The organism is Escherichia sp. WS1450, from assembly GCF_046487395.1.
Classification (GTDB): domain Bacteria; phylum Pseudomonadota; class Gammaproteobacteria; order Enterobacterales; family Enterobacteriaceae; genus Escherichia; species Escherichia coli.
Genome location: NZ_JBJQJO010000016.1, coordinates 65,734 through 86,507, shown reverse-complemented (window position 1 = coordinate 86,507; position 20,774 = coordinate 65,734). Strand labels below are relative to the sequence as shown.

Annotated in this window: 18 protein-coding genes; 6 read left to right on the top strand and 12 right to left on the bottom strand. The window is 51.4% G+C overall.

From position 1 onward, the window contains the following. Positions 1-220: 220 nt before the first annotated feature. From nrfG to nrfA, 7 genes are read right to left on the bottom strand one after another with little or no spacing between them, the layout of a single operon-like run. On the bottom strand, positions 221-817 hold the full coding sequence (gene nrfG / locus ACJHYR_RS18135; RefSeq protein WP_000812965.1) for a heme lyase NrfEFG subunit NrfG: 597 nt from the start codon (positions 815-817) through the stop codon (positions 221-223). Then, the gene (gene nrfF, locus ACJHYR_RS18130) at positions 814-1,197 is read right to left on the bottom strand and encodes a heme lyase NrfEFG subunit NrfF (RefSeq protein WP_001032534.1); all 384 of its coding nucleotides are present in this window, start codon (positions 1,195-1,197) and stop codon (positions 814-816) included. Before nrfF ends, nrfG begins: the two co-directional genes overlap by 4 nt. Then, complete coding sequence (locus ACJHYR_RS18125) at positions 1,190-2,908, bottom strand: heme lyase CcmF/NrfE family subunit (protein ID WP_071593577.1); 1,719 nt, start codon at positions 2,906-2,908, stop codon at positions 1,190-1,192. Before ACJHYR_RS18125 ends, nrfF begins: the two co-directional genes overlap by 8 nt. A gap of 19 nt (positions 2,909-2,927) precedes the next feature. Further along, complete coding sequence (gene nrfD / locus ACJHYR_RS18120) at positions 2,928-3,884, bottom strand: cytochrome c nitrite reductase subunit NrfD (RefSeq protein WP_000195155.1); 957 nt, start codon at positions 3,882-3,884, stop codon at positions 2,928-2,930. Further along, on the bottom strand, positions 3,881-4,552 hold the full coding sequence (nrfC, locus tag ACJHYR_RS18115; RefSeq protein WP_000220267.1) for a cytochrome c nitrite reductase Fe-S protein: 672 nt from the start codon (positions 4,550-4,552) through the stop codon (positions 3,881-3,883). Before nrfC ends, nrfD begins: the two co-directional genes overlap by 4 nt. Next, positions 4,549-5,115 carry a cytochrome c nitrite reductase pentaheme subunit gene (gene nrfB, locus ACJHYR_RS18110; protein WP_001296647.1) on the bottom strand — a complete coding sequence of 189 codons (567 nt, stop codon included), beginning with the start codon at positions 5,113-5,115 and terminating at the stop codon, positions 4,549-4,551. The genes nrfC and nrfB overlap by 4 nt, the downstream gene beginning before the upstream one ends. A gap of 44 nt (positions 5,116-5,159) precedes the next feature. Beyond that, positions 5,160-6,596, bottom strand: coding sequence for an ammonia-forming nitrite reductase cytochrome c552 subunit (gene nrfA / locus ACJHYR_RS18105; RefSeq protein ID WP_000196881.1), 1,437 nt, complete (start codon positions 6,594-6,596; stop codon positions 5,160-5,162). A gap of 391 nt (positions 6,597-6,987) precedes the next feature. On the opposite strand from nrfA, the gene acs reads away from it, so the two are divergent. From acs to espX5, 4 genes are all read left to right on the top strand, one after another. After that, positions 6,988-8,946 carry an acetate--CoA ligase gene (gene acs / locus ACJHYR_RS18100; protein ID WP_001562445.1) on the top strand — a complete coding sequence of 653 codons (1,959 nt, stop codon included), beginning with the start codon at positions 6,988-6,990 and terminating at the stop codon, positions 8,944-8,946. Positions 8,947-9,418: 472 nt separating this feature from the next. Next, complete coding sequence (locus ACJHYR_RS18095) at positions 9,419-9,733, top strand: DUF485 domain-containing protein (protein WP_001014565.1); 315 nt, start codon at positions 9,419-9,421, stop codon at positions 9,731-9,733. Continuing rightward, the gene (gene actP / locus ACJHYR_RS18090) at positions 9,730-11,379 is read left to right on the top strand and encodes a cation/acetate symporter ActP (RefSeq protein WP_000832550.1); all 1,650 of its coding nucleotides are present in this window, start codon (positions 9,730-9,732) and stop codon (positions 11,377-11,379) included. Before ACJHYR_RS18095 ends, actP begins: the two co-directional genes overlap by 4 nt. Positions 11,380-11,556: 177 nt before the next feature. Then, on the top strand, positions 11,557-12,849 hold the full coding sequence (espX5, locus tag ACJHYR_RS18085; RefSeq protein ID WP_059327779.1) for a T3SS effector pentapeptide repeat protein EspX5: 1,293 nt from the start codon (positions 11,557-11,559) through the stop codon (positions 12,847-12,849). A 153-nt stretch (positions 12,850-13,002) separates the two neighbouring features. Here espX5 and ACJHYR_RS18080 read toward each other — a convergent pair whose 3' ends face one another. The 3 genes from ACJHYR_RS18080 to soxR form a co-directional block, all read right to left on the bottom strand. Continuing rightward, positions 13,003-14,652: a Na+/H+ antiporter gene (locus ACJHYR_RS18080; protein ID WP_000402207.1), complete on the bottom strand. Its 1,650-nt coding sequence runs from the start codon at positions 14,650-14,652 to the stop codon at positions 13,003-13,005. 150 nt (positions 14,653-14,802) lie between these two features. Beyond that, positions 14,803-16,152 carry a guanine/hypoxanthine transporter GhxP gene (gene ghxP / locus ACJHYR_RS18075; protein WP_000106882.1) on the bottom strand — a complete coding sequence of 450 codons (1,350 nt, stop codon included), beginning with the start codon at positions 16,150-16,152 and terminating at the stop codon, positions 14,803-14,805. 723 nt (positions 16,153-16,875) lie between these two features. Next, the gene (soxR, locus tag ACJHYR_RS18070; RefSeq protein ID WP_000412424.1) at positions 16,876-17,340 is read right to left on the bottom strand and encodes a redox-sensitive transcriptional activator SoxR; all 465 of its coding nucleotides are present in this window, start codon (positions 17,338-17,340) and stop codon (positions 16,876-16,878) included. A gap of 85 nt (positions 17,341-17,425) precedes the next feature. Between soxR and soxS the strand changes: the two genes are divergently transcribed. Continuing rightward, positions 17,426-17,749, top strand: coding sequence for a superoxide response transcriptional regulator SoxS (soxS, locus tag ACJHYR_RS18065; RefSeq protein ID WP_000019358.1), 324 nt, complete (start codon positions 17,426-17,428; stop codon positions 17,747-17,749). Positions 17,750-17,754: 5 nt separating this feature from the next. Here soxS and pdeC read toward each other — a convergent pair whose 3' ends face one another. Then, on the bottom strand, positions 17,755-19,338 hold the full coding sequence (gene pdeC / locus ACJHYR_RS18060) for a c-di-GMP phosphodiesterase PdeC (protein WP_072837432.1): 1,584 nt from the start codon (positions 19,336-19,338) through the stop codon (positions 17,755-17,757). A 429-nt stretch (positions 19,339-19,767) separates the two neighbouring features. Here pdeC and ACJHYR_RS18055 point away from each other — a divergent pair, with 429 nt between their 5' ends. Then, the gene (locus ACJHYR_RS18055; RefSeq protein WP_001295689.1) at positions 19,768-20,049 is read left to right on the top strand and encodes a YjcB family protein; all 282 of its coding nucleotides are present in this window, start codon (positions 19,768-19,770) and stop codon (positions 20,047-20,049) included. Positions 20,050-20,147: 98 nt separating this feature from the next. On the opposite strand, the gene ssb1 is transcribed toward ACJHYR_RS18055, so the two are convergent. Continuing rightward, positions 20,148-20,684, bottom strand: a complete 537-nt coding sequence (ssb1, locus tag ACJHYR_RS18050) for a single-stranded DNA-binding protein SSB1 (RefSeq protein WP_000168305.1) — start codon at positions 20,682-20,684, stop codon at positions 20,148-20,150. Between the last annotated feature and the right edge of the window lie 90 nt (positions 20,685-20,774).

The following is a 20,774-nucleotide window of genomic DNA, read 5'->3' as shown; positions in this document are numbered from 1 at the left end:
CATTTGCGCGGTATGTTGCGCAACCCTTTAACAACAGAGCTTTTCGCTGCATTAATGCATAATAACGCGAGTTTATGGCAGGATTAATGAATAACCATTTGTTATGGAAAGATTTTTATTTGTTTAATCTGCAATAATACTGATTGGTGATTATTTTTGGCATATGTTCATTCGATTATTTTTTATGCAGCTCAATAACATAATCTTCATCACCAGATGATTAATCTGATCTCCGCTGCAACAATTTCGCCATATTAATCGACTCGACCAGCTGTGTCCGGTTGATCCGGGGTGAGTTGAGATCCATCACTTTTTGCCATAGTTCGATGGCTTGCGCGTAATTCGCCTGCATAAACGCATCGGAAGCCAGCAGCATCAGAGCGGTGATTTCGTTAGAGTCCAGCGCGAGGGCTTTGTCGATCATTGCGCGAGTCTGGGCGGTCATATGCTGGCTGGCCTGGTAATAAAGCACCGTCGCCAGCGCCGCATACAGTTCAGCGTTCTCACCACGTAGTTGCAACGCCTGACGGTACGCCAGCAGCGAATTGCTGTAATCGTTTTGCCACAGATAATACTCGCCCAGTAACGCCCATTGTTCGCTGTTTTGTGGATTAGCGCGGATTTTATCCTGCAATGCCTGAAGCTGCGCTTCCGGGGTTTGCTGGCTGGCAAACTGATGTAGCGGATCGCGCTGACGCTGATACTCCGCACGCACCGCCTGCCATTTTGGACTTAGCAGATAACTGCCGACACAGAGAAATACCATCAATATCGTGAGTATTGTCAGCATTTTCACCGGTATTTGAGGCTGTTTCATCGCTTAGCCCTTACCCGCCAGAGGATCAGTATCATCAGCAGTAACAACACCACTGGCAGCGCCCACAACACCAGAGTCTGACCGGTTAACGGTGGGTTATAGCGAACAAAATCTCCGTAGCGTTCGGTCATCCAGCCAATTATTTCGACTTCACTTTTCCCCTCTTCCACCATGCTGTAAACCTGATGGCGCATACTGACTGCCACCGGCGCATTGGATTCCAGTAAGTTCTGATTCTGGCACTGCGGGCAGCGTAACTGGCTGGCAATATTTAACGCCTGTTCCTGTTGTTGCGGATTAGCGAATTGCCAGGTGTCTACAACCTGAGCGCGCGCAAAACAGGTAAATAACAGCAGTAGCGTGAGAAGCCCTTTATTCATCGCGCTTCCTCCCCCGCCATCCGCTTAACAATGCGCCCGCAATCATCAACAATCCTCCCCCCCAGATCCAGCGCACACCGCATTGTACATACAAACGAAAAGCGTAACGATCCGATCCGGTTTTCTCGCCCATGACCGCATACCAGTCATGGATACCATTCCAGCGAATTGACGGCTCCATCATTTGCTGACGACGTGCTTCGTAAAAACGCCGCTCCGGCGTTAATTCACCAATGCGTTGCTGATGGTCAAACAGCGCCACTATCGCTTTTTCGCTGGTGTAATTGCCTTTGGCTTGCAGATCGAGGCGCTCAAAACGGAAGGTGTATCCTGCCAGCGTCACCTGCTGACCCGGCTGTAAATTCAGGCTGATCTCCTGACGGCTGACGCTGGAGACCACGATCCCTGCGGCAAATAACAGCACGCCCGCATGAGCTACCAGCGCCGGAAGGTGCACGCGTTTGCCAGAGACAAACGTCGCCAGCACAATCACCACCAGCATCAACAGACCAAACGGTAACGTCGCGCGGTTAAAATACGGCGCGCCAACGGAGAGGCGTCCCCAGCCCAGCAGGCCGTAAATCATCGGATAAAGCGTTCCCACCAGCACGATCAATAGCACTGCGCAAAACAGCAACAGCGTAGCGAGGATTAACATTTCCCGCGATAATCCCGAAAAACGCACCGCCGGGCCACCGTCCCGCGCTCGCCAGCCATACAGAGCCAGAGACGAAAGGCTAATCAGTGCAAACAGGCCGAACAACGGCACGGCGCGGACGTTATCCAGTGCGAACGCATGAACCGAAACCAGAATGCCAGAACGGACAATTAAGGTGCCCAGCAGCGACAGCATCAGAGTAACTATCGCCAGCAACAGCGACCAGTGGCGGAAAATCCCCCGCTGGCGTGTCAGGGATAAACTGTGCAGCAGCGCAGTGGCAGAAAGCCAGGGTAATAAAGAGGCGTTTTCCACCGGATCCCAGAACCACCAGCCGCCCCAGCCCAGTTCGCAATAGGCCCACCAGGAACCGAGGATGATCCCCGCCGTTAATGCGCTCCAGCCAGGTAGTGCCCAGCGCCAGCAAATTCGGGCGCTGGCACCATCAAACTCGCCGCGCAGTAAACTCCCCAGCGCCACGCTCGCCGCCACCATCAAACCGCCATAGCCGAGATAAAGCAGCGGCGGATGGAAGATAAGACCGGGATGTTGCAGCATCGGATTGAGATCGCGGCCTTCGATTGCTGGTGGAAATATCCGCACGAAGGGATCGGACCACAGCACCACAAACAGTAGCAGTGCGGCGAGCATGAGAGATAAAACGGCTAGCGTCAGCGGAAATAGCGGATCGGTTTGCTGCCGATAATGCCAGGCAAACAGCGCGCTCCAGGCGGAAAGCAGCAGCACCCAAAGCAGCAGCGAACCTTCATGACCGCCCCACACCGCTGCCAGTTTGAGTTCCCACGACAGCAGGCTGTAGCTATGTTGGGCGACATAAATAACCGAGAAATCGCTGATGAGAAAACAATACGTCAGTACGCCAAAGGCGAGCAGCAGGAGCGCGAACTGCGCCAGAATGCCGATGCAAGTGAGTCGCATCATGGCAGGCCAGCGCAACCGCACTCCCGCGAAGGCCGTCAACGGGGTCAACACGTTGACCCCGAGACTTAACAACAACGCCAGAAAACCGACTTCAGGAAGGAATACGTCCAGAAACCACCTCTGTTCTGGCTTACGCCACCGTTAACTGCCCGGCGTAGAGAATGAAAAATCGCAACATCAACACGCCGACCAGGCTGGCCCCACACGCCGCCAGCACGGCAGGAATGCCGGAACTGCGATTGACCCACGGTTTGAGCAACATTGGCACAATCAGCCCCAGCCCGGCGACACCAAGCCAGAACCACCACGTCCAGAAACCGCCGCCCAATGCCGCCACCAGCGCACGCACTTTACCGTCATCGCCCAGGGCCAGTCCGACAAAAAACGCCACCAGCAGGAAGATTTCGCCCCATACCACAGGGATCTCCATACGGTGTACAAAGTGCGCTTCCGTGGAATGCGGGTTACTGCGTTGGCGTACCGCTATGGCGATCAGCGCCACCGCCGCACCGGACGAGATGCCGGAGAAGAGGAACAACACCGGCAGGATCGGGTTATTGAGGAACGGATACGATTTCAGCGCCGATAGCAGAAAGCCGGTATAAGCCCCCAGCATTACCGCCAGCACCAGCATCAATGTTTCCAGTCCGCGATGAACGGGCGTTAGCAGGCTCAGAACCTTTTGTACGATCCCCAGCTTCGGCAACCAGCGTTGTTGCAGGGCAAGCAAATCATGTTCAAAGATTTTCGCCAGCCATAGCACCAGCACCACCATGTAGAGCTGAAACAGCATCACCCCCATCGACATCACCGAGGTAAAACTGTAGTGGAACATCAGCTTCCAGAAGGTCCACGGCTTTGTCAGGTGGAAGACGAGGATCAACAGACCGAGGATCACCGCGCCAGGCCCGACAATCAGCGTGGTGCGCAGCAACGTACTGTCTGCACCGCCCGCCTGCGGGTAGAAGCGACGTAACAGCACGGCCAGCGTCACCAGACCAGCAGAAATACCAATCAAAAACAGGTAGATGGCAATCGGCCAGTCCCACACCAGCGATTCAAAATGAAATGCGGAAGTCTGCGTCATTGGCTCACCTCCCCGTATTTAAACGGTACGCGGTACAGCTTCGGTTTGGTTCCCAGCGCCAGCTTGTAGCGGTAAGTGGGCTTCTGGCGCAGCAGTTGCGAAATCTCACTGTTGGGATCGTCCAGATTGCCAAACGTCAGCGCCTTCGTCGGGCAAGCTTCAACGCACGCGGGCAGCTTACCGGCCTGCAAATTGGTCTTACGGCAGAAATCGCATTTGTCCGCTGTCTTCGTGACCGGATGGATAAAGCGCACGCGGTACGGACAGGCGGCGATGCAGTACTGACAACCGACGCAGAGATCCGGATTAACATCGACAATCCCGCTAGCGGCATCACGAAAAGACGCACCGGTCGGGCAGACGTCAACGCACGGCGCATGATCGCAGTGCTGGCAAGACTTACGGAAGAAGCGATATTTCACATCAGGAAATTCGCCCTGCGGCTCGCTACGAATAATCGTCAGGCGCGAGGCACCTTCCGGCACCTTGTTCACTTCCCGACAAGCATCCATACAGGCGGTACAGCCGATGCATAACGACTCGTCATGCACCATGCCGTAACGCACCCCATTGATATTCAACGTTTTCGCCACCACGCGTCCTGCGGTGCCGCTGACGGCTGCCAGCACGCCGACGCCGGTGAGAAACTGGCGACGAGACCAGGTCATGGCTGCTCCTTAAGCAACGGAACAGACGCCGGGTTAAAGTTCGGATTGGTACGCTGATCGCTGTGGCAATCGACGCAAATCTTAATCCGTCCTTTGTCACTTAACGTCTGCATCGTATCTTGCTGTGGATGCAGGGAATGGCAGCTGGCGCACGCCACTTTGGTTACGTGGACATCGTGTGGCCAGAACGCTTTTTGCAACTGTTCCGGCAGATGGCAGGACATACAGACGCTGTTCTGCTCTCCAACCTTGTACATCGGCTCGTTAAAGCGCATCACATCTTTCACCCCTTCGCGGTGTTGCGGTGATGGCTGGCCGTGACAGTTGGTGCAGGTGACCGGCAGTTTGTTATTCGGGTTGATAACGGAAGCATGTTTGCCATGCATACCTTCGGTATCTGGCTTATGACAGTCCAGACAGGCGGCATCCGGGTTACGCTGCTGGGTAACTTCGTAGCGATCACCAGATGCCTGCGCCGCAGGGGTAGCGGTAATTCCGTTCAGGCTCCACAACAGGCCCGACGCCAGCACCCCGGCAGTTAATAACGAACGTAATACGCTCATATTCACTCCATTGTGTTTTCCGCCCCTTGCGAGGCGGAACGGGGTTATTGGCTTAACAGACCGTTTTTACGTGCCTGCTCTTCCCACTGCGGGATCACCGTTTTGATGAAGTCCTGCTTCTCGGCCTTGATTTGTTCCATGTTCAGGCCAATGGCCTGCTGGGCTTTCTCTTTGGTCGAGATATCCGGGATCTGGATTTCATGGGTGATGCCTTTGGTCGCCAGCAGGCGCGCCAGTTTGGTGCGTGCATCCGCCGCTTTATCCATCGCCGTACCGAGCATCCTCAGACCTTCTTCCGGCGCGTGCATATGAATGCCGTGGGAAGCGATCGCCAGATCCCAACGCCACTGGGCATGACGGATATCGTCCTGAATCGGCTTCATTTCGGCTTCCGTCGCGCCTGCATCCAGCGCCGCTTTCGCTTCGAAGTGAGCGTGAACCAGTTGATCTTCAACCTTGATTTTCAGGTCGTTAATCGACTGCTTACGTTCCGCGACCACTTTTTGCAAGGCAGCTTTGTCCTGGGTATGGCAGTTCGCACAAGTCTGGGCGAAGTTATCAAACGGATTACCAATTTTATGGTCGGTGTAGAGTTTGCCTTCGGCGTTCTGCACTTTTGGCATATGGCAATCGATACAGGTCACGTTGTTTTTGCCATGAATGCCCGCTGTCCAGGTTTCATATTCCGGGTGCTGCGCTTTCAGCATTGGCGTTTTCGACAGGGAGTTAGTCCAGTCAGAGAAGGCAATTTTGTCGTAATACTGCTCCATATTTTCGACTTTCATGCCGTCATCCCACGGGAATTTAACCGCTTTGTTTTTGCCGTCGAAGTAATACTCCACATGGCACTGACCGCAAACCATCGATTGCTGGTCGAAACGTCCGGCTTTCTCAAAAGGTTTACCAATGGCTTCCATCGCGCGAGCCGCATACGGACGGGAAAGGGTTAACTCCGGTTTGCCTTTGGCGAACTCTGGTGAGGCGGTGTTATGGCAATCGGCACAACCTAAGTTGTTGACGATTTCCGGGCCGCCGCGCGCCCATTTTCCGTGGAAGTAGCCATCTTCGCCGTCTTTCTGGATCAGACGCGCCACATCCGGGCTTTTACAACTCCAGCATGCCATCGGTAGCGGACCATCTTCAGCGTTTTTCGGCGCACCGGTACGCAGGGTTTCACGCACATCGGTCACAGCAAAGGCATGTCCACGCGGCTTGTTGTAATCGCGCGAGAAGGGATACCCCGCCCACAGGATCACCAGCCGTGGATCTTCCGCCAGGGCGTCAACACGCTCTGACTGTTCCGAGGTGGCTTTCCAGGAGAGATATTGATCGGGATGTTGCGGGGCAAAGGTTTCATTCTTCGCTTCCACAGTTACAGGTTTTGCGGGAGTAGCCGTTTGTTCAGCGTGAACAGAAGTGAAAAAGAAAAAAGGAATCAATAAGCTGAAGATACGGCGTGCGTTTATTTTTATCCTTGTCATAGGGCTTCATCCGAATTGCGCCATTGTTGCAATGGCGGTTTTTATTGTTTTTCACGACAGTAACCGCACCTACACTGTCATGACATTGCTCGCCCCTATGTGTAACAAATAACCACACTGTGAATGTTGTCTTTAATCAATTGTAAGTGCATGTAAAATACCACTTTAGAGTTAGTCAGTATCTTCCTCTTTTTCAACAGCATGCATAACTGCATGTTCCTCAAAGAATTAATCAACTTTTGTTGCTGACCTTCAAAAATTACCCTGCCGTTTATTTGCACAATTCTACTTTTGCGTGATCTGTCGCCCAAATACTAAACAAAACTGCCAATACCCCTACATTTAACGCTTATGCCACATATTATTAACATCCTACAAGGAGAACAAAAGCATGAGTCAAATTCACAAACACACCATTCCTGCCAACATCGCAGACCGTTGCCTGATAAACCCTCAGCAGTACGAGGCGATGTATCAACAATCTATTAACGCACCAGATACCTTCTGGGGCGAACAGGGAAAAATTCTCGACTGGATCAAACCTTACCAGAAGGTGAAAAACACCTCCTTTGCCCCCGGTAATGTGTCCATTAAATGGTACGAGGACGGCACGCTGAATCTGGCGGCAAACTGCCTTGACCGCCATCTGCAAGAAAACGGCGATCGTACCGCCATCATCTGGGAAGGCGACGACGCCAGCCAGAGCAAACATATCAGCTATAAAGAGCTGCACCGCGACGTCTGCCGCTTCGCCAATACCCTGCTCGAGCTGGGCATTAAAAAAGGTGATGTGGTGGCGATTTATATGCCGATGGTGCCGGAAGCCGCGGTCGCGATGCTGGCCTGCGCCCGCATTGGCGCGGTGCATTCGGTAATTTTCGGCGGCTTCTCGCCGGAAGCCGTTGCCGGGCGCATTATCGATTCTAACTCACGGTTGGTGATCACTTCCGACGAAGGCGTGCGCGCCGGGCGTAGTATTCCGCTGAAGAAAAACGTTGATGACGCGCTGAAAAACCCGAACGTCACCAGCATTGAACATGTGGTGGTACTGAAGCGTACTGGCGGAAAAATCGACTGGCAGGAAGGGCGCGACCTGTGGTGGCACGACCTGGTTGAGCAAGCCAGCGATCAGCACCAGGCGGAAGAGATGAACGCCGAAGATCCGCTGTTTATTCTCTACACCTCCGGTTCTACCGGGAAGCCGAAAGGCGTGCTGCACACTACCGGCGGTTATCTGGTGTACGCGGCGCTGACCTTTAAATATGTCTTTGATTATCATCCGGGTGATATCTACTGGTGCACCGCCGATGTGGGCTGGGTTACCGGACACAGTTATTTGCTGTACGGCCCGCTGGCCTGCGGCGCGACCACGCTGATGTTTGAAGGCGTACCGAACTGGCCGACGCCTGCCCGTATGGCGCAGGTGGTGGACAAGCATCAGGTCAATATTCTCTATACCGCACCCACGGCGATCCGCGCGCTGATGGCGGAAGGCGATAAAGCGATCGAAGGCACTGACCGTTCGTCGCTGCGCATTCTCGGTTCCGTAGGCGAGCCAATCAACCCGGAAGCGTGGGAGTGGTACTGGAAAAAAATCGGCAACGAGAAATGCCCGGTGGTCGATACCTGGTGGCAGACCGAAACCGGCGGTTTCATGATCACCCCGCTGCCTGGCGCTACCGAGCTGAAAGCCGGTTCGGCAACACGTCCGTTCTTCGGCGTGCAACCGGCGCTGGTCGATAACGAAGGTAACCCGCTGGAAGGGGCCACCGAAGGCAGTCTGGTGATCACCGACTCCTGGCCGGGTCAGGCGCGTACGCTGTTTGGCGATCACGAACGTTTTGAGCAGACCTACTTCTCCACCTTCAAAAATATGTATTTCAGCGGCGACGGCGCGCGTCGCGATGAAGATGGCTATTACTGGATCACCGGGCGCGTGGACGACGTGCTGAACGTCTCGGGTCACCGTCTGGGAACGGCGGAGATTGAGTCGGCGCTGGTGGCGCATCCGAAAATCGCCGAAGCCGCTGTCGTCGGTATTCCGCACAATATTAAAGGTCAGGCGATCTACGCCTACGTCACGCTTAATCATGGGGAGGAACCGTCACCAGAACTGTACGCAGAAGTCCGCAACTGGGTGCGTAAAGAGATTGGCCCGCTGGCGACGCCAGACGTGCTGCACTGGACCGACTCCCTGCCTAAAACCCGCTCCGGCAAAATTATGCGCCGTATTCTGCGCAAAATTGCGGCGGGCGATACCAGCAACCTGGGCGATACCTCGACGCTTGCCGATCCTGGCGTAGTCGAGAAGCTGCTTGAAGAGAAGCAGGCTATCGCGATGCCATCGTAACCCACAATTGCCGGATGCGAGTCGGTAACGGTTTGTAGGCCTGATAAGACGCGACAGCGTCGCATCAGGCATTAATTGCCGGATGCGGCGTAAACGCCTTATCCGGCCTACATTCGGCAACGGCTGTAGGTCTGATAGACGCGACAGCGACGCATCAGGCATTGATTGCCGGATGCGGCGTAAACGCCTTATCCGGCCTACATTCGGCAACGGCTGTAGGCCTGATAAGACGCGACAGCGACGCATCAGGCGTTGATTGCCGGATGCGGCGTATAACGCCTTACCCGGCCTACATTCGGCAACGGCTGTAGGCCTGATAAGACGCGACAGCGACGCATCAGGCGTTGATTGCCGGATGCGGCGTAAACGCCTTATCCGGCCTACATTCGGCAAGGGTTACCCGAGCGTTAACCTTCTCCCATAAGGGAGCGGGAATTAAAACAATCCCTACATTACCTCTGGAGAATCTGTGATGAATGGTACGATTTATCAGCGGATAGAAGACAATGCGCATTTCAGGGAGTTAGTCGAAAAACGGCAACGGTTTGCCACCATCCTGTCGATTATTATGCTGGCAGTTTATATCGGCTTTATTTTACTGATCGCCTTCGCGCCCGGCTGGCTGGGCACTCCGCTGAATCCGAACACCAGCGTCACACGCGGTATTCCGATTGGTGTTGGGGTAATTGTGATCTCCTTTGTTCTCACTGGTATCTACATCTGGCGGGCGAACGGCGAATTCGACCGTCTTAATAATGAAGTCCTGCATGAGGTACAAGCATCATGAAAAGAGTTCTGACGGCGCTTGCCGCCACACTCCCTTTCGCAGCTAACGCCGCGGATGCTATTAGCGGGGCCGTAGAGCGCCAGCCAACAAACTGGCAGGCGATTATTATGTTCCTGATTTTCGTCGTGTTTACGCTCGGCATTACCTACTGGGCGTCAAAACGCGTACGTTCGCGTAATGACTACTACACGGCAGGCGGCAATATCACCGGTTTTCAGAACGGGCTGGCGATTGCCGGGGACTATATGTCCGCCGCCTCATTCTTGGGGATCTCCGCGCTGGTGTTTACCTCCGGCTATGACGGGCTGATCTACTCGTTGGGCTTCCTGGTGGGCTGGCCAATCATTCTGTTCCTGATTGCCGAACGTCTGCGTAACCTGGGACGCTACACCTTTGCCGATGTAGCCTCTTACCGCCTGAAACAAGGGCCGATTCGTATTCTTTCGGCCTGTGGTTCTCTGGTGGTGGTGGCGCTTTACCTTATCGCTCAGATGGTAGGCGCAGGTAAACTGATCGAGCTGCTGTTTGGCCTTAACTATCATATTGCGGTGGTACTGGTCGGCGTGCTGATGATGATGTACGTCCTGTTCGGCGGCATGCTGGCGACCACCTGGGTACAGATTATCAAAGCCGTGCTGTTGCTGTTCGGTGCCAGCTTTATGGCCTTTATGGTGATGAAACACGTCGGCTTTAGCTTCAACAATCTGTTCAGCGAAGCGATGGCGGTACACCCGAAAGGTGTCGACATCATGAAGCCGGGCGGGCTGGTGAAAGATCCCATCTCCGCGCTCTCTCTGGGGCTAGGGCTGATGTTTGGTACGGCTGGCTTGCCGCACATTCTGATGCGCTTCTTTACGGTCAGCGATGCCCGCGAAGCGCGTAAGAGCGTGTTCTACGCTACCGGATTTATGGGCTACTTCTATATTCTGACCTTTATTATCGGCTTCGGCGCGATCATGCTGGTTGGTGCGAATCCGGAATATAAAGACGCGGCGGGCCATCTGATTGGTGGTAACAACATGGCGGCAGTTCACCTGGCGAATGCAGTGGGTGGCAACCTGTTCCTCGGCTTTATTTCAGCGGTTGCTTTCGCCACCATTCTTGCGGTGGTTGCGGGTCTGACGCTGGCGGGCGCATCGGCGGTGTCTCACGACCTGTACGCTAACGTCTTCAAAAAAGGGGCGACCGAACGTGAAGAGCTGCGGGTATCGAAAATCACCGTCCTGATTTTGGGCGTGATTGCAATAATCCTCGGCGTGCTGTTTGAGAATCAGAACATCGCCTTCATGGTAGGCCTGGCGTTTGCCATCGCGGCGAGCTGTAACTTCCCAATCATTCTGCTTTCCATGTACTGGTCAAAACTGACCACGCGTGGCGCAATGATGGGCGGCTGGCTGGGGCTGATTACCGCTGTAGTGCTGATGATCCTCGGCCCGACGATTTGGGTACAGATCCTCGGTCACGAAAAAGCCATCTTCCCGTATGAATACCCGGCGCTGTTCTCTATCAGCGTGGCATTCCTCGGCATCTGGTTCTTCTCGGCAACCGATAACTCAGCGGAAGGCGCGCGTGAGCGTGAACTGTTCCGTGCGCAGTTTATCCGCTCCCAGACCGGCTTTGGCGTTGAGCAAGGCCGCGCGCATTAATCTCTCCCCTTCCCCGGTCGCCTGACCGGGGAATACTCTTCCTCTGCAAAATGCATCACCTTTTCCCATAATATTAAACAAATAAACGCATTAAAAAATGAGCGATTTTTGACAGTCGTAGAAAATGATAATGCAGAGAATATGCCTTTTCTTTCTTGTTAATTATAAGGATATTTTATGTGCTACAATGGTTTAAATAATATGTTTTTCCCTCTTTGCCAGATTAACAATAACCACTCTGTCACAAGTCCATCAAATACAAAGAAAACAAAATCAGATAATTACAGAAAACATCATAAAAACACGTTAATTGACAATAAAGCCCTCTCTCTTTTCAAAATAGATGATCATGAAAAAGTGATAGGCTTGATTCAGAAAATGAAAAGATTTTATGATAGTTTACCATCAGGAAAAATCACGAAAGAAACGGACAGGAAAATACATAAATATTTTATAGATATAGCTTCACATGCAAATAATAAATGTGACGATAGAATTACGAGAAGAGTTTACCTTAATAAAGATAAGGAAGTGTCCATTAAGGTAGTATATTTTATAAACAATGTCACCGTCCATAATAATACTATCGAAATCCCACAGACAGTAAATGGTGGTTACGATTTTTCACACCTTAGCCTGAAAGGCATCGTGATTAAAGATGAAGATTTATCCAATTCGAATTTTGCAGGTTGCAGACTACAAAACGCTATTTTCCAGGACTGTAATATGTATAAAACGAATTTTAATTTCGCTATAATGGAAAAAATACTTTTTGATAATTGTATTCTCGATGACTCAAATTTCGCTCAGATAAAAATGACTGACGGAACTCTAAATGCATGCTCCGCTATGCATGTTCAATTCGTCAATGCAACAATGAATAGAGCCAATATTAAAAATACCTTCCTTGATTATTCAAATTTTTATATGGCGTACATGGCTGAGGTAAATCTTTATAAAGTAATAGCGCCATATGTTAATTTATTTAGAGCCGATCTTAGTTTCTCTAAACTCGATTTAATTAACTTTGAACATGCTGATCTGTCTCGCGTCAATCTGAACAAAGCAACCCTCCAGAATATAAACTTAATTGATAGCAAACTCTTTTTTACGCGGCTGACAAATACATTCCTTGAAATGGTTATATGTACCGGCTCTAATATGGCTAATGTTAATTTTAATAATGCCAATTTAAGCAACTGCCATTTCAACTGTTCTGTTTTAACAAAAGCCTGGATGTTTAATACCCGTCTCTATCGGGTTAATTTCGAAGAGGCTAACGTGCAGGGAATGGGCATTACCATTCTCCGTGAGGAGGAAAATATCCCCATTAATAGTGATACCCTGATAACACTACAGAAATTCTTTGAAGAAGATTGTACCTCTCATACTGGCATGTCACAAACTGAGGATAATATTCATGCAGTCGCTATGAAGATTACTGCAGATATTATGCGAGATGCAGATTGAGGTTAAGCCGAAGAACAGCCAATGAATTGACTTTAAAAGAGAGATAACTTATTTGTTTTAGAATCATGTATGTTAGCCCGAGCTAACCTGTTAAAGGTGCAAAAGATTGCACCTTTTTCAAATTACCTCGGGCCTGGTTACGTCGCTTTCGGCTTACTGATTTTCCTCAATCAACAACGCTTCAAGCAAATCGAGATCGTGCAGTAATTTTTGCAGCGTTTCGTTGCTGATCTCCCGCGTGGCGCGCAGGTGGTACAGTTCAGCACGTTCAGAACGCAATGCCGCCAGACGGAAGCGACGCTCAAGGTTCTCTTCCTGCACGGAACTTTCAACGTCGTTACGTCCATCGGCGCGACGACGCAGGTTACCAATGACGCGAGAACTGACCTCCGTAAGCAGCTGGTTATCGATATTCTCTTCGGTATCCGCCGCCAGACGCTCCTCCATTTTCTGGATCGCCACAATCGCCACTTCTGCCGTTGCCGCTCGCGCAATACGTTCCTCTTTCAATTGTTGCGAATGGTCCGCGACTTCAATGTGTTGTAGCAGAATAGGCAACATCACCACGCCGACAAACAGCGAGAAGAGAATGACACCAGCCGCCAGGAATACCAGCTCGTAGCGCGCCGGGAAGACGTTACCATCCGGCAAGAGCAGCGGGATAGAGAGCACACCAGCCAGAGTGATCGCCCCACGCACCCCGGCGAAAGACGCGATCAGGATTTCTCGTGTGGTCCACGAACCAAACTCCATCGGCTTCTTCTTCAGGAAGCGGTTGCTGAACTTTTTCATCGTCCACAGCCAGCCGAAACGGACCAGCATCAGCGCCGCATAAATCAGAATGATATCGGTAAACAGCATCCAGATTTCGACGTTAGGGTCGATTTCTGCCGCCATCAGCGACGTCTCCAGAATACCCGGCAGCTGCAGACCTAACAGCAGGAATACCATGCCGTTAAAGACAAATTCCAGCATCGCCCAGGTACTGTTTGCGCGCAGGCGCATTGCCAGCGGCGCACGGCGCATCACACCGGAGCGGGTGATGGTCATCCCGGCGGCAACCGCAGCGAGGATGCCGGAAACGCCAATATGTTCGGCAATCAGATAAGAAGCGAATGGCAGCAAGAACAGTAGAACAATCTGCGTCGCGGGTTCATCACCGCCCCAGCGGCTGAGGAATCGCAGCGAGCGACCATACAGCCAGCTCACTACAAAACCGGCGAGAATACCGCCAATGGCCACTTTCATAAATTCGACCGTCGCACCGCCGACGGTGAAGATCATCGTCCCCATCGCCACTGCTACGGCAAACTTCAACGACACCAGGCCAGAGGCGTCATTCATCAACGCTTCGCCCTGCAAAATGCCCATGATTTTTTTCGGGATGCGCCCTTCGCCAACAATCCCGGAGAGCGCCACAGCATCGGTCGGAGAAAGCACCGCCGCCAGCGCAAAGGCGGGGATCAGCGGAATGCCCGGCACCACCCAGTAAATAAGGAAGCCAATGCCGACCACGGTGACCACCACCAGCGCCAGCGCGAGGCCGAAAATCTCTCGACCATGTTCGAGAAATTCACGGGTCGGCGTTTTCCAGCCATCAGCGAACAGCAACGGCGGGATAAACAAGACTAAAAAGAGTTCAGGATCAAACTCCACATGCAAACCAAACGTCGGCCACGCCAGTAGCGCACCGATGGCGATTTGCATAAGCGGAAGCGGGATCTGAAAGGGCATGACACGAGTGACCACCCCGGACAGCGAGACCACGAGGGTCATTATCAGTATGGTGAAGAAGATTTCCATGCGTTCCCTGTTTGCGATGTTTTTTATGATCTGAGAAAGACGTTATGCCTGAATTCTCATTTTTTCAGAATATCGCAAAAGCTCACACAATGTGCGGAGAAAATAAAAACGGGCAGCCATTGCCACCCGTTTTCAGAATCATATGAAAGATTAGATAGCCCAGCCACCCGCATAGAAGGTCACCAGCGCCACAGCGATAACGACCGTACCGATGTTCAACTTGCGCCATTCGCCGGAAACCAGACGACCAATCACCAGAGTCGCGAAGCCGATCATGATGCCTGTTACGATGTTACAGGTCAGCACGATGAATACCGCCGTAACCAGACCCGCCATCGCATCAACAAAATCAGCAAAGTCGATTTTCGCCACGTTACTCAGCATCAGCAGGCCAACGTACATCAGCGCCGGAGCCGTTGCATACCCCGGAACGAGGTAAGAGAGCGGAGAGAGGAACAGAATCAGCAGGAACAGCACGCCAACGGTGATAGCCGTCAACCCGGTTTTACCGCCCGCCGCCGTACCCGCCGCAGACTCGATGTATACCGCTGCCGGAGCTGCACCCACCAGGCCAGAGAAAACGCTGCTCATGGAGTCGGTGGTCAGTGCTTTCCCACCGTCAATGATCTGCCCATCTTTATCCAGCAGGTTCGCCTGACCGGCGACGGCGCGGATAGTTCCGGTGGCATCAAATACTGCCGTCATCACCAGCGCCAGAACGCTTGGCAGGACTACAGGATTCAGCGCGCCCATAATGTCCAGGCTACCAATCAGTGAATTGCCGTTTTCATCGCTCAATGAAGGCATGGCGAAAACGCCGGAGAAATGGACGTTAGGATCGAAGATCAAACCGACAATTGAGATACCGATAATGGTCAGCAGAATGCCACCAGGGACTTTCAGTTTTTCCAGGCCGATGATCACCGCCAGACCTACCAGTGACATAATCACCGGGAAGGTCGCGAAATCACCCAGCGCAACGGGCAGACCATCAAGCGGGTTTTTAATCACCAGACCGACACCATTAGCGGCAATGAGCAGCAGGAACAGACCGATACCGATCCCCGTGCCGTGCGCCACACCGTGCGGCAAGTTGCGCAAAATCCAGCTACGGATACCCGTGGCAGAAATTACCGTAAACAGTACACCCATCAGGAACACAGCACCCAGCGCGACAGGTACGCTAATATGTTGCCCCAGCACCAGACTGAATGCGGTAAACGCCGTCAGGGAGATGGCGCAACCAATCGCCAACGGCAGATTAGCCCACAGACCCATCACGATAGAACCGAGTCCGGCAACCAGACAGGTCGCAACGAAAACTGCCGCAGGCGGGAAGCCTGCTTTACCCAACATGCCTGGAACGACGATAACCGAGTAGACCATCGCCAGAAATGTTGTTAACCCGGCAACCACTTCCTGACGGACAGTGCTTCCACGTTGTGAAATTTTAAACCAGGCGTCGAGTGAACCGCCGGTACGCGCTGATGGCGTAGACATAAGAAAACATCCCCTGAGAGTTTAATTTTCGTCAAGATGCGTGGCGGACAATCCCCTGCCAGCGAAACGTTATCTTCCTGCTCCAGGTTTGCGACAAATTGGTGCGTCGCAAAAAAGCAAACGTTTAGCTCCGCGCATACAAAACGGGTGGTAAAAAAAGCAAACGATTATCCGGCGATCATAGCGGCTTTTTCAACCGAAGTTTGCTGCTTTTTTCTCTTTTATTGTCTTGACGATGAAAAACCAGGCAATTGATGCGCAAACGTTATCGTCGATGCGCAAGATTGCAGCGTTATCGAGCCATATACCGTTCAGGATTGCGATAAAAAATCGTCTGAGATGACAAAAATATTGCGGCTAAAAAGTGTACTTTTACTCTGGCGAAGAAACGCCGGTGACATACAATTAAAGCATCAACACCAACCGGAACCTCCACCACGTGCTCGAATGAGGTGTGTTGACGTCGGGGGAAACCCTCCTGTGTACCAGCGGGATAGAGAGAAAGACAAAGACCGGAAAACAAACTAAAGCGCCCTTGTGGCGCTTTAGTTTTGTGTTTGCGAATAATTCCAAAAGAGCTCGATCAGTCCCCTCGCCCCTTCGGGGAGAGGGTTAGGGTGAGGGGAACAGGCAGCACCAGTGCAAATATTTACCCTCACCCTAAAGGGCGAGGGAGAAAATCGCCCCCATATTAACGATGAGTCAGCTTGCCCTTGTGGCGCTTTAGTTTTGTTCATCTTCCAGCAAGCGTGCGCCTGTGCCTTCTTCTCCTAAGCGGTCGCCCGGGTTACGCAATGGGCAATCACTGCGCGAAAGGCAGCCACAACCAATACATCCGTCCAGTTCGTCACGCAGCGCCACTAAGGTATGAATGCGCCGATCCAACTCTTCTCGCCATTGGGACGAAAGCTGTTTCCACTCTTTCGCACTTAATGTATGCCCTTCGGGCAACACGCCAAATGCTTCACGAATGGTCGCTAGCGGAATGCCAATACGCTGAGCAATTTTGATGATTGCGACATATCGCAACACATCACGTTTATATCGCCGCTGATTGCCACTATTACGGATACTGCTAATCAACCCTTTGCTTTCATAGAAATGCAGCGCCGATACCGCCACACCGCTGCGTTTCGCCACTTCGCCGGGGGTTAGCAGCGCTTTAATGCGGGGTAATTTCTTTTCCATAAATCGCTTTACCTCAAGTTAACTTGAGGAATTATACTCCCCAACAGATGAATTAACGAACTGAACACTGAAAAGAGGCAGATTTATGTCCCATCAGAAAATTATTCAGGATCTTATCGCATGGATTGACGAGCATATTGACCAGCCGCTTAACATTGATGTCGTCGCAAAAAAATCAGGCTATTCAAAGTGGTACTTACAGCGGATGTTCCGCACGGTGACGCATCAGACACTTGGTGATTACATTCGCCAACGCCGCCTGTTACTGGCCGCCGTTGAGTTGCGCACCACCGAGCGTCCGATTTTTGATATCGCAATGGACCTGGGTTATGTCTCGCAGCAGACCTTCTCCCGCGTTTTCCGTCGGCAGTTTGATCGCACTCCCAGCGATTATCGCCACCGCCTGTAGTTTTATTACCCGCGCGTTAACTCCCGCGCGGGTAATTGCTCCATCCATTGCATAAACACCTGCGGCGGCATCGCCTTCGCAAAGAACCATCCCTGGCAATAGCGCACGCCGCGTTTGCGCAGCCAGTTAACCTGCTCCTCAGTTTCGACGCCTTCAGCGATCGTTTTTAATCCCAGGCTGTGCGCCAGCTCGATGATATGTTCCGCAATCAAATGACTGGTTTTATGGGTGGTCAGCGTCTCAACAAACGATTTATCGATTTTCAAAATATCGACATTCAATGATTTAAGGTTATGCAAGTTAGAGTAGCCAATACCAAAATCATCAATTGCCACTTCGTAACCAGCCTGGCGGAAAGCCAGAATAATCGGCGTCATTTTGTCGACATCAAGAAATGCATGTTCAGTCACTTCAAATTTAATTTGCTGCGGACGCACCGCGTATTGCTCTGTTTTCTGGTTGGTTCGCGCTATCAACCGTGACGTATGAAAATCGGAGGCCGACAGGTTAATAGAAACATAGCGATCGGCATGTGTTGCCAGGTACGCGCCCAGATCGCGGAAGACATTATCAATAACATAATCAGTTACCTGTCCGATCATCCCCTCCTTTTCTGCCAGCGGAATAAACTCTGCCGGATTCATTACTTGCCCCTGCTCACCAGGCCAACGTAACAATGCTTCAGCTCCGATACATTTTTCTGTTTTGATATCGATTATTGGCTGGTAATAAAGGCAAAGTTGATGTTTTTCGAGGGCGCGTTGCAATTTGCGTTTGGGAGACAAATAGTTTTGTCGAATACGTAGCCAGAGTAATAACAGAACAAGACTCCCCAAAATACCGGCGGGTAACGCAAAAATAAGATGATTATAAAAATGCGCTATAAGACGTTGATATGAAGTCGCAACAATGGCTGCAATTGGGCGTTTTGTCGAATAAACTGTCGCATATAAATAGCCATTTTTTTGTACGGTTAAATCATTCAAATGAATCAGCGGAGAAAACGTTGCTGCCGAGGCCTCGTTGCTTAACGAGAAAAAGGTTTTCGTTACCGTATCATACACACCCCATTGCAATGTCGGATCATCAGACATCACTTCACTCCAGAAGAGAGGGTTGATGACCACCACATAATTTCCCCGCTGCATATAGGTCATTTTATAGCCAGAGAAAAAAGGCGTATCGCGGTAATAATAGATAGAAACGTTAGGTTCACGCTTATAATCGGCCGGTGTAATCGTATAGCCGTTTACAGGCGCTATCAGCGATGAGCATAAAAAATGGTTATCACGGGCATAGATCAATTCATTAATATAAAGATAGCCACGAATAATATTCAACATTCGCTTTTGATGGGCTGGAGTGCAAACTTGCCCCTGATAGCGTTCTGCTGCATCGCTCACTAAATCTGCCTGGCGAATGACCAGCTCGGATTTATCCAGCGCCAGCTGAGCAAAAGTTTGGAGCTGACTATTCACTTCTGATTTTGCCCAAAGGAAGGCAATCCATAGCGACAGAATGATGGGAAAGAGAACTAAAAAGATAATGCCCGGCAACGCCAGTAATTGGTGTCGTGCATGATGACTCATTGCTATCAATTTCCTGCCTGTTTATACCCGGTCATTGCAAGGTGAAAACCCTGGTTATCGACGTCTTTAGATAAATCTTACGGTATAAATAGCACTTTTGCCTGATTTGAAATTGATACCTTTTTAATCGTCACCTGAATAAAAATAATTCATTGATATTCAAAACTAATTTCCTACAGGAATGCAGAAGCGGCGGGAAGATATGCCCTTAATGCCGCTGAAAAAACACATAATCTGTACGGCAATAAAAGTCACGGCCTAATCTGGCTAACAAACAATCAATTGTGATATAGTTCACAAAATTAATGAAACAAACAGAGTGTTTCTTTTTTGTGTTCTGCAAGCCCCGCGATAGCCAGATTGTATCACGCCTCCCGTGAACAACGCCGCGCTGTCCAGGGCATCGGCTCTTTTCAGAGGAATTGTTTGATGGCTACCCTCACCACTGGCGTGGTTCTTCTTCGCTGGCAACTTCTTAGTGCCGTAATGATGTTTCTGGCCAGTACACTCAACATCCGTTTTCGTCGGTCTGATTATGTCGGGCTTGCAGTGATCAGCAGCGGTCTGGGCGTGGTTTCTGCCTGCTGGTTCGCAATGGGGTTGCTTGGCATCACAATGGCGGATATCACCGCCATCTGGCACAACATCGAGTCGGTGATGATAGAAGAGATGAATCAGACACCGCCACAATGGCCAATGATTTTAACTTGATATGTAGAAGCCTCCATAACGGAGGCTTCTTTTTTATGGCTGGCAGATGCTTTAATCATCCACCTTAAAACAATATAACCTATTGTTTTAATGACAAATCAGAACGGAATGTCGTCATCAAAGTCCATCGGCGGCTCGTTAGACGGCGCTGCCGGAGCGGACTGCTGCGGGCGAGACTGCGCGCCGCCGCTGAACTGATTGCCACCCTGCGGCTGCTGAGGCTGACCCCAACCGCCCTGCGGCTGACCACCACCGATATTGCCACCTGCAGGAGCGCCACCACCCTGACGACCACCCAGCATCTGCATGGTGCCGCCAACGTTCACCACGACTTCTGTGGTGTAGCGATCCTGACCGGATTGATCGGTCCATTTGCGGGTACGCAGCTGACCTTCGATATAAACCTGAGAACCTTTACGCAGATATTCGCTGGCTACTTCTGCCAGTTTGCCGAACAGCACAACGCGGTGCCATTCAGTCTGCTCTTTCATCTCGCCGGTCGCTTTATCACGCCAGGATTCGGAAGTAGCCAGCGTAATGTTGGCAACAGCGCCACCATTTGGCATGTAGCGTACTTCCGGGTCCTGACCCAGATTACCAACGAGAATAACCTTGTTTACGCCTCTGCTGGCCATGTTCGTGTCTCCTGAAAAAAAATCGTTCTGAATAAGTGTAAACGCGCGATTGTACCATTACCAATAGCGCTTTTACTATGTTGTGACCTA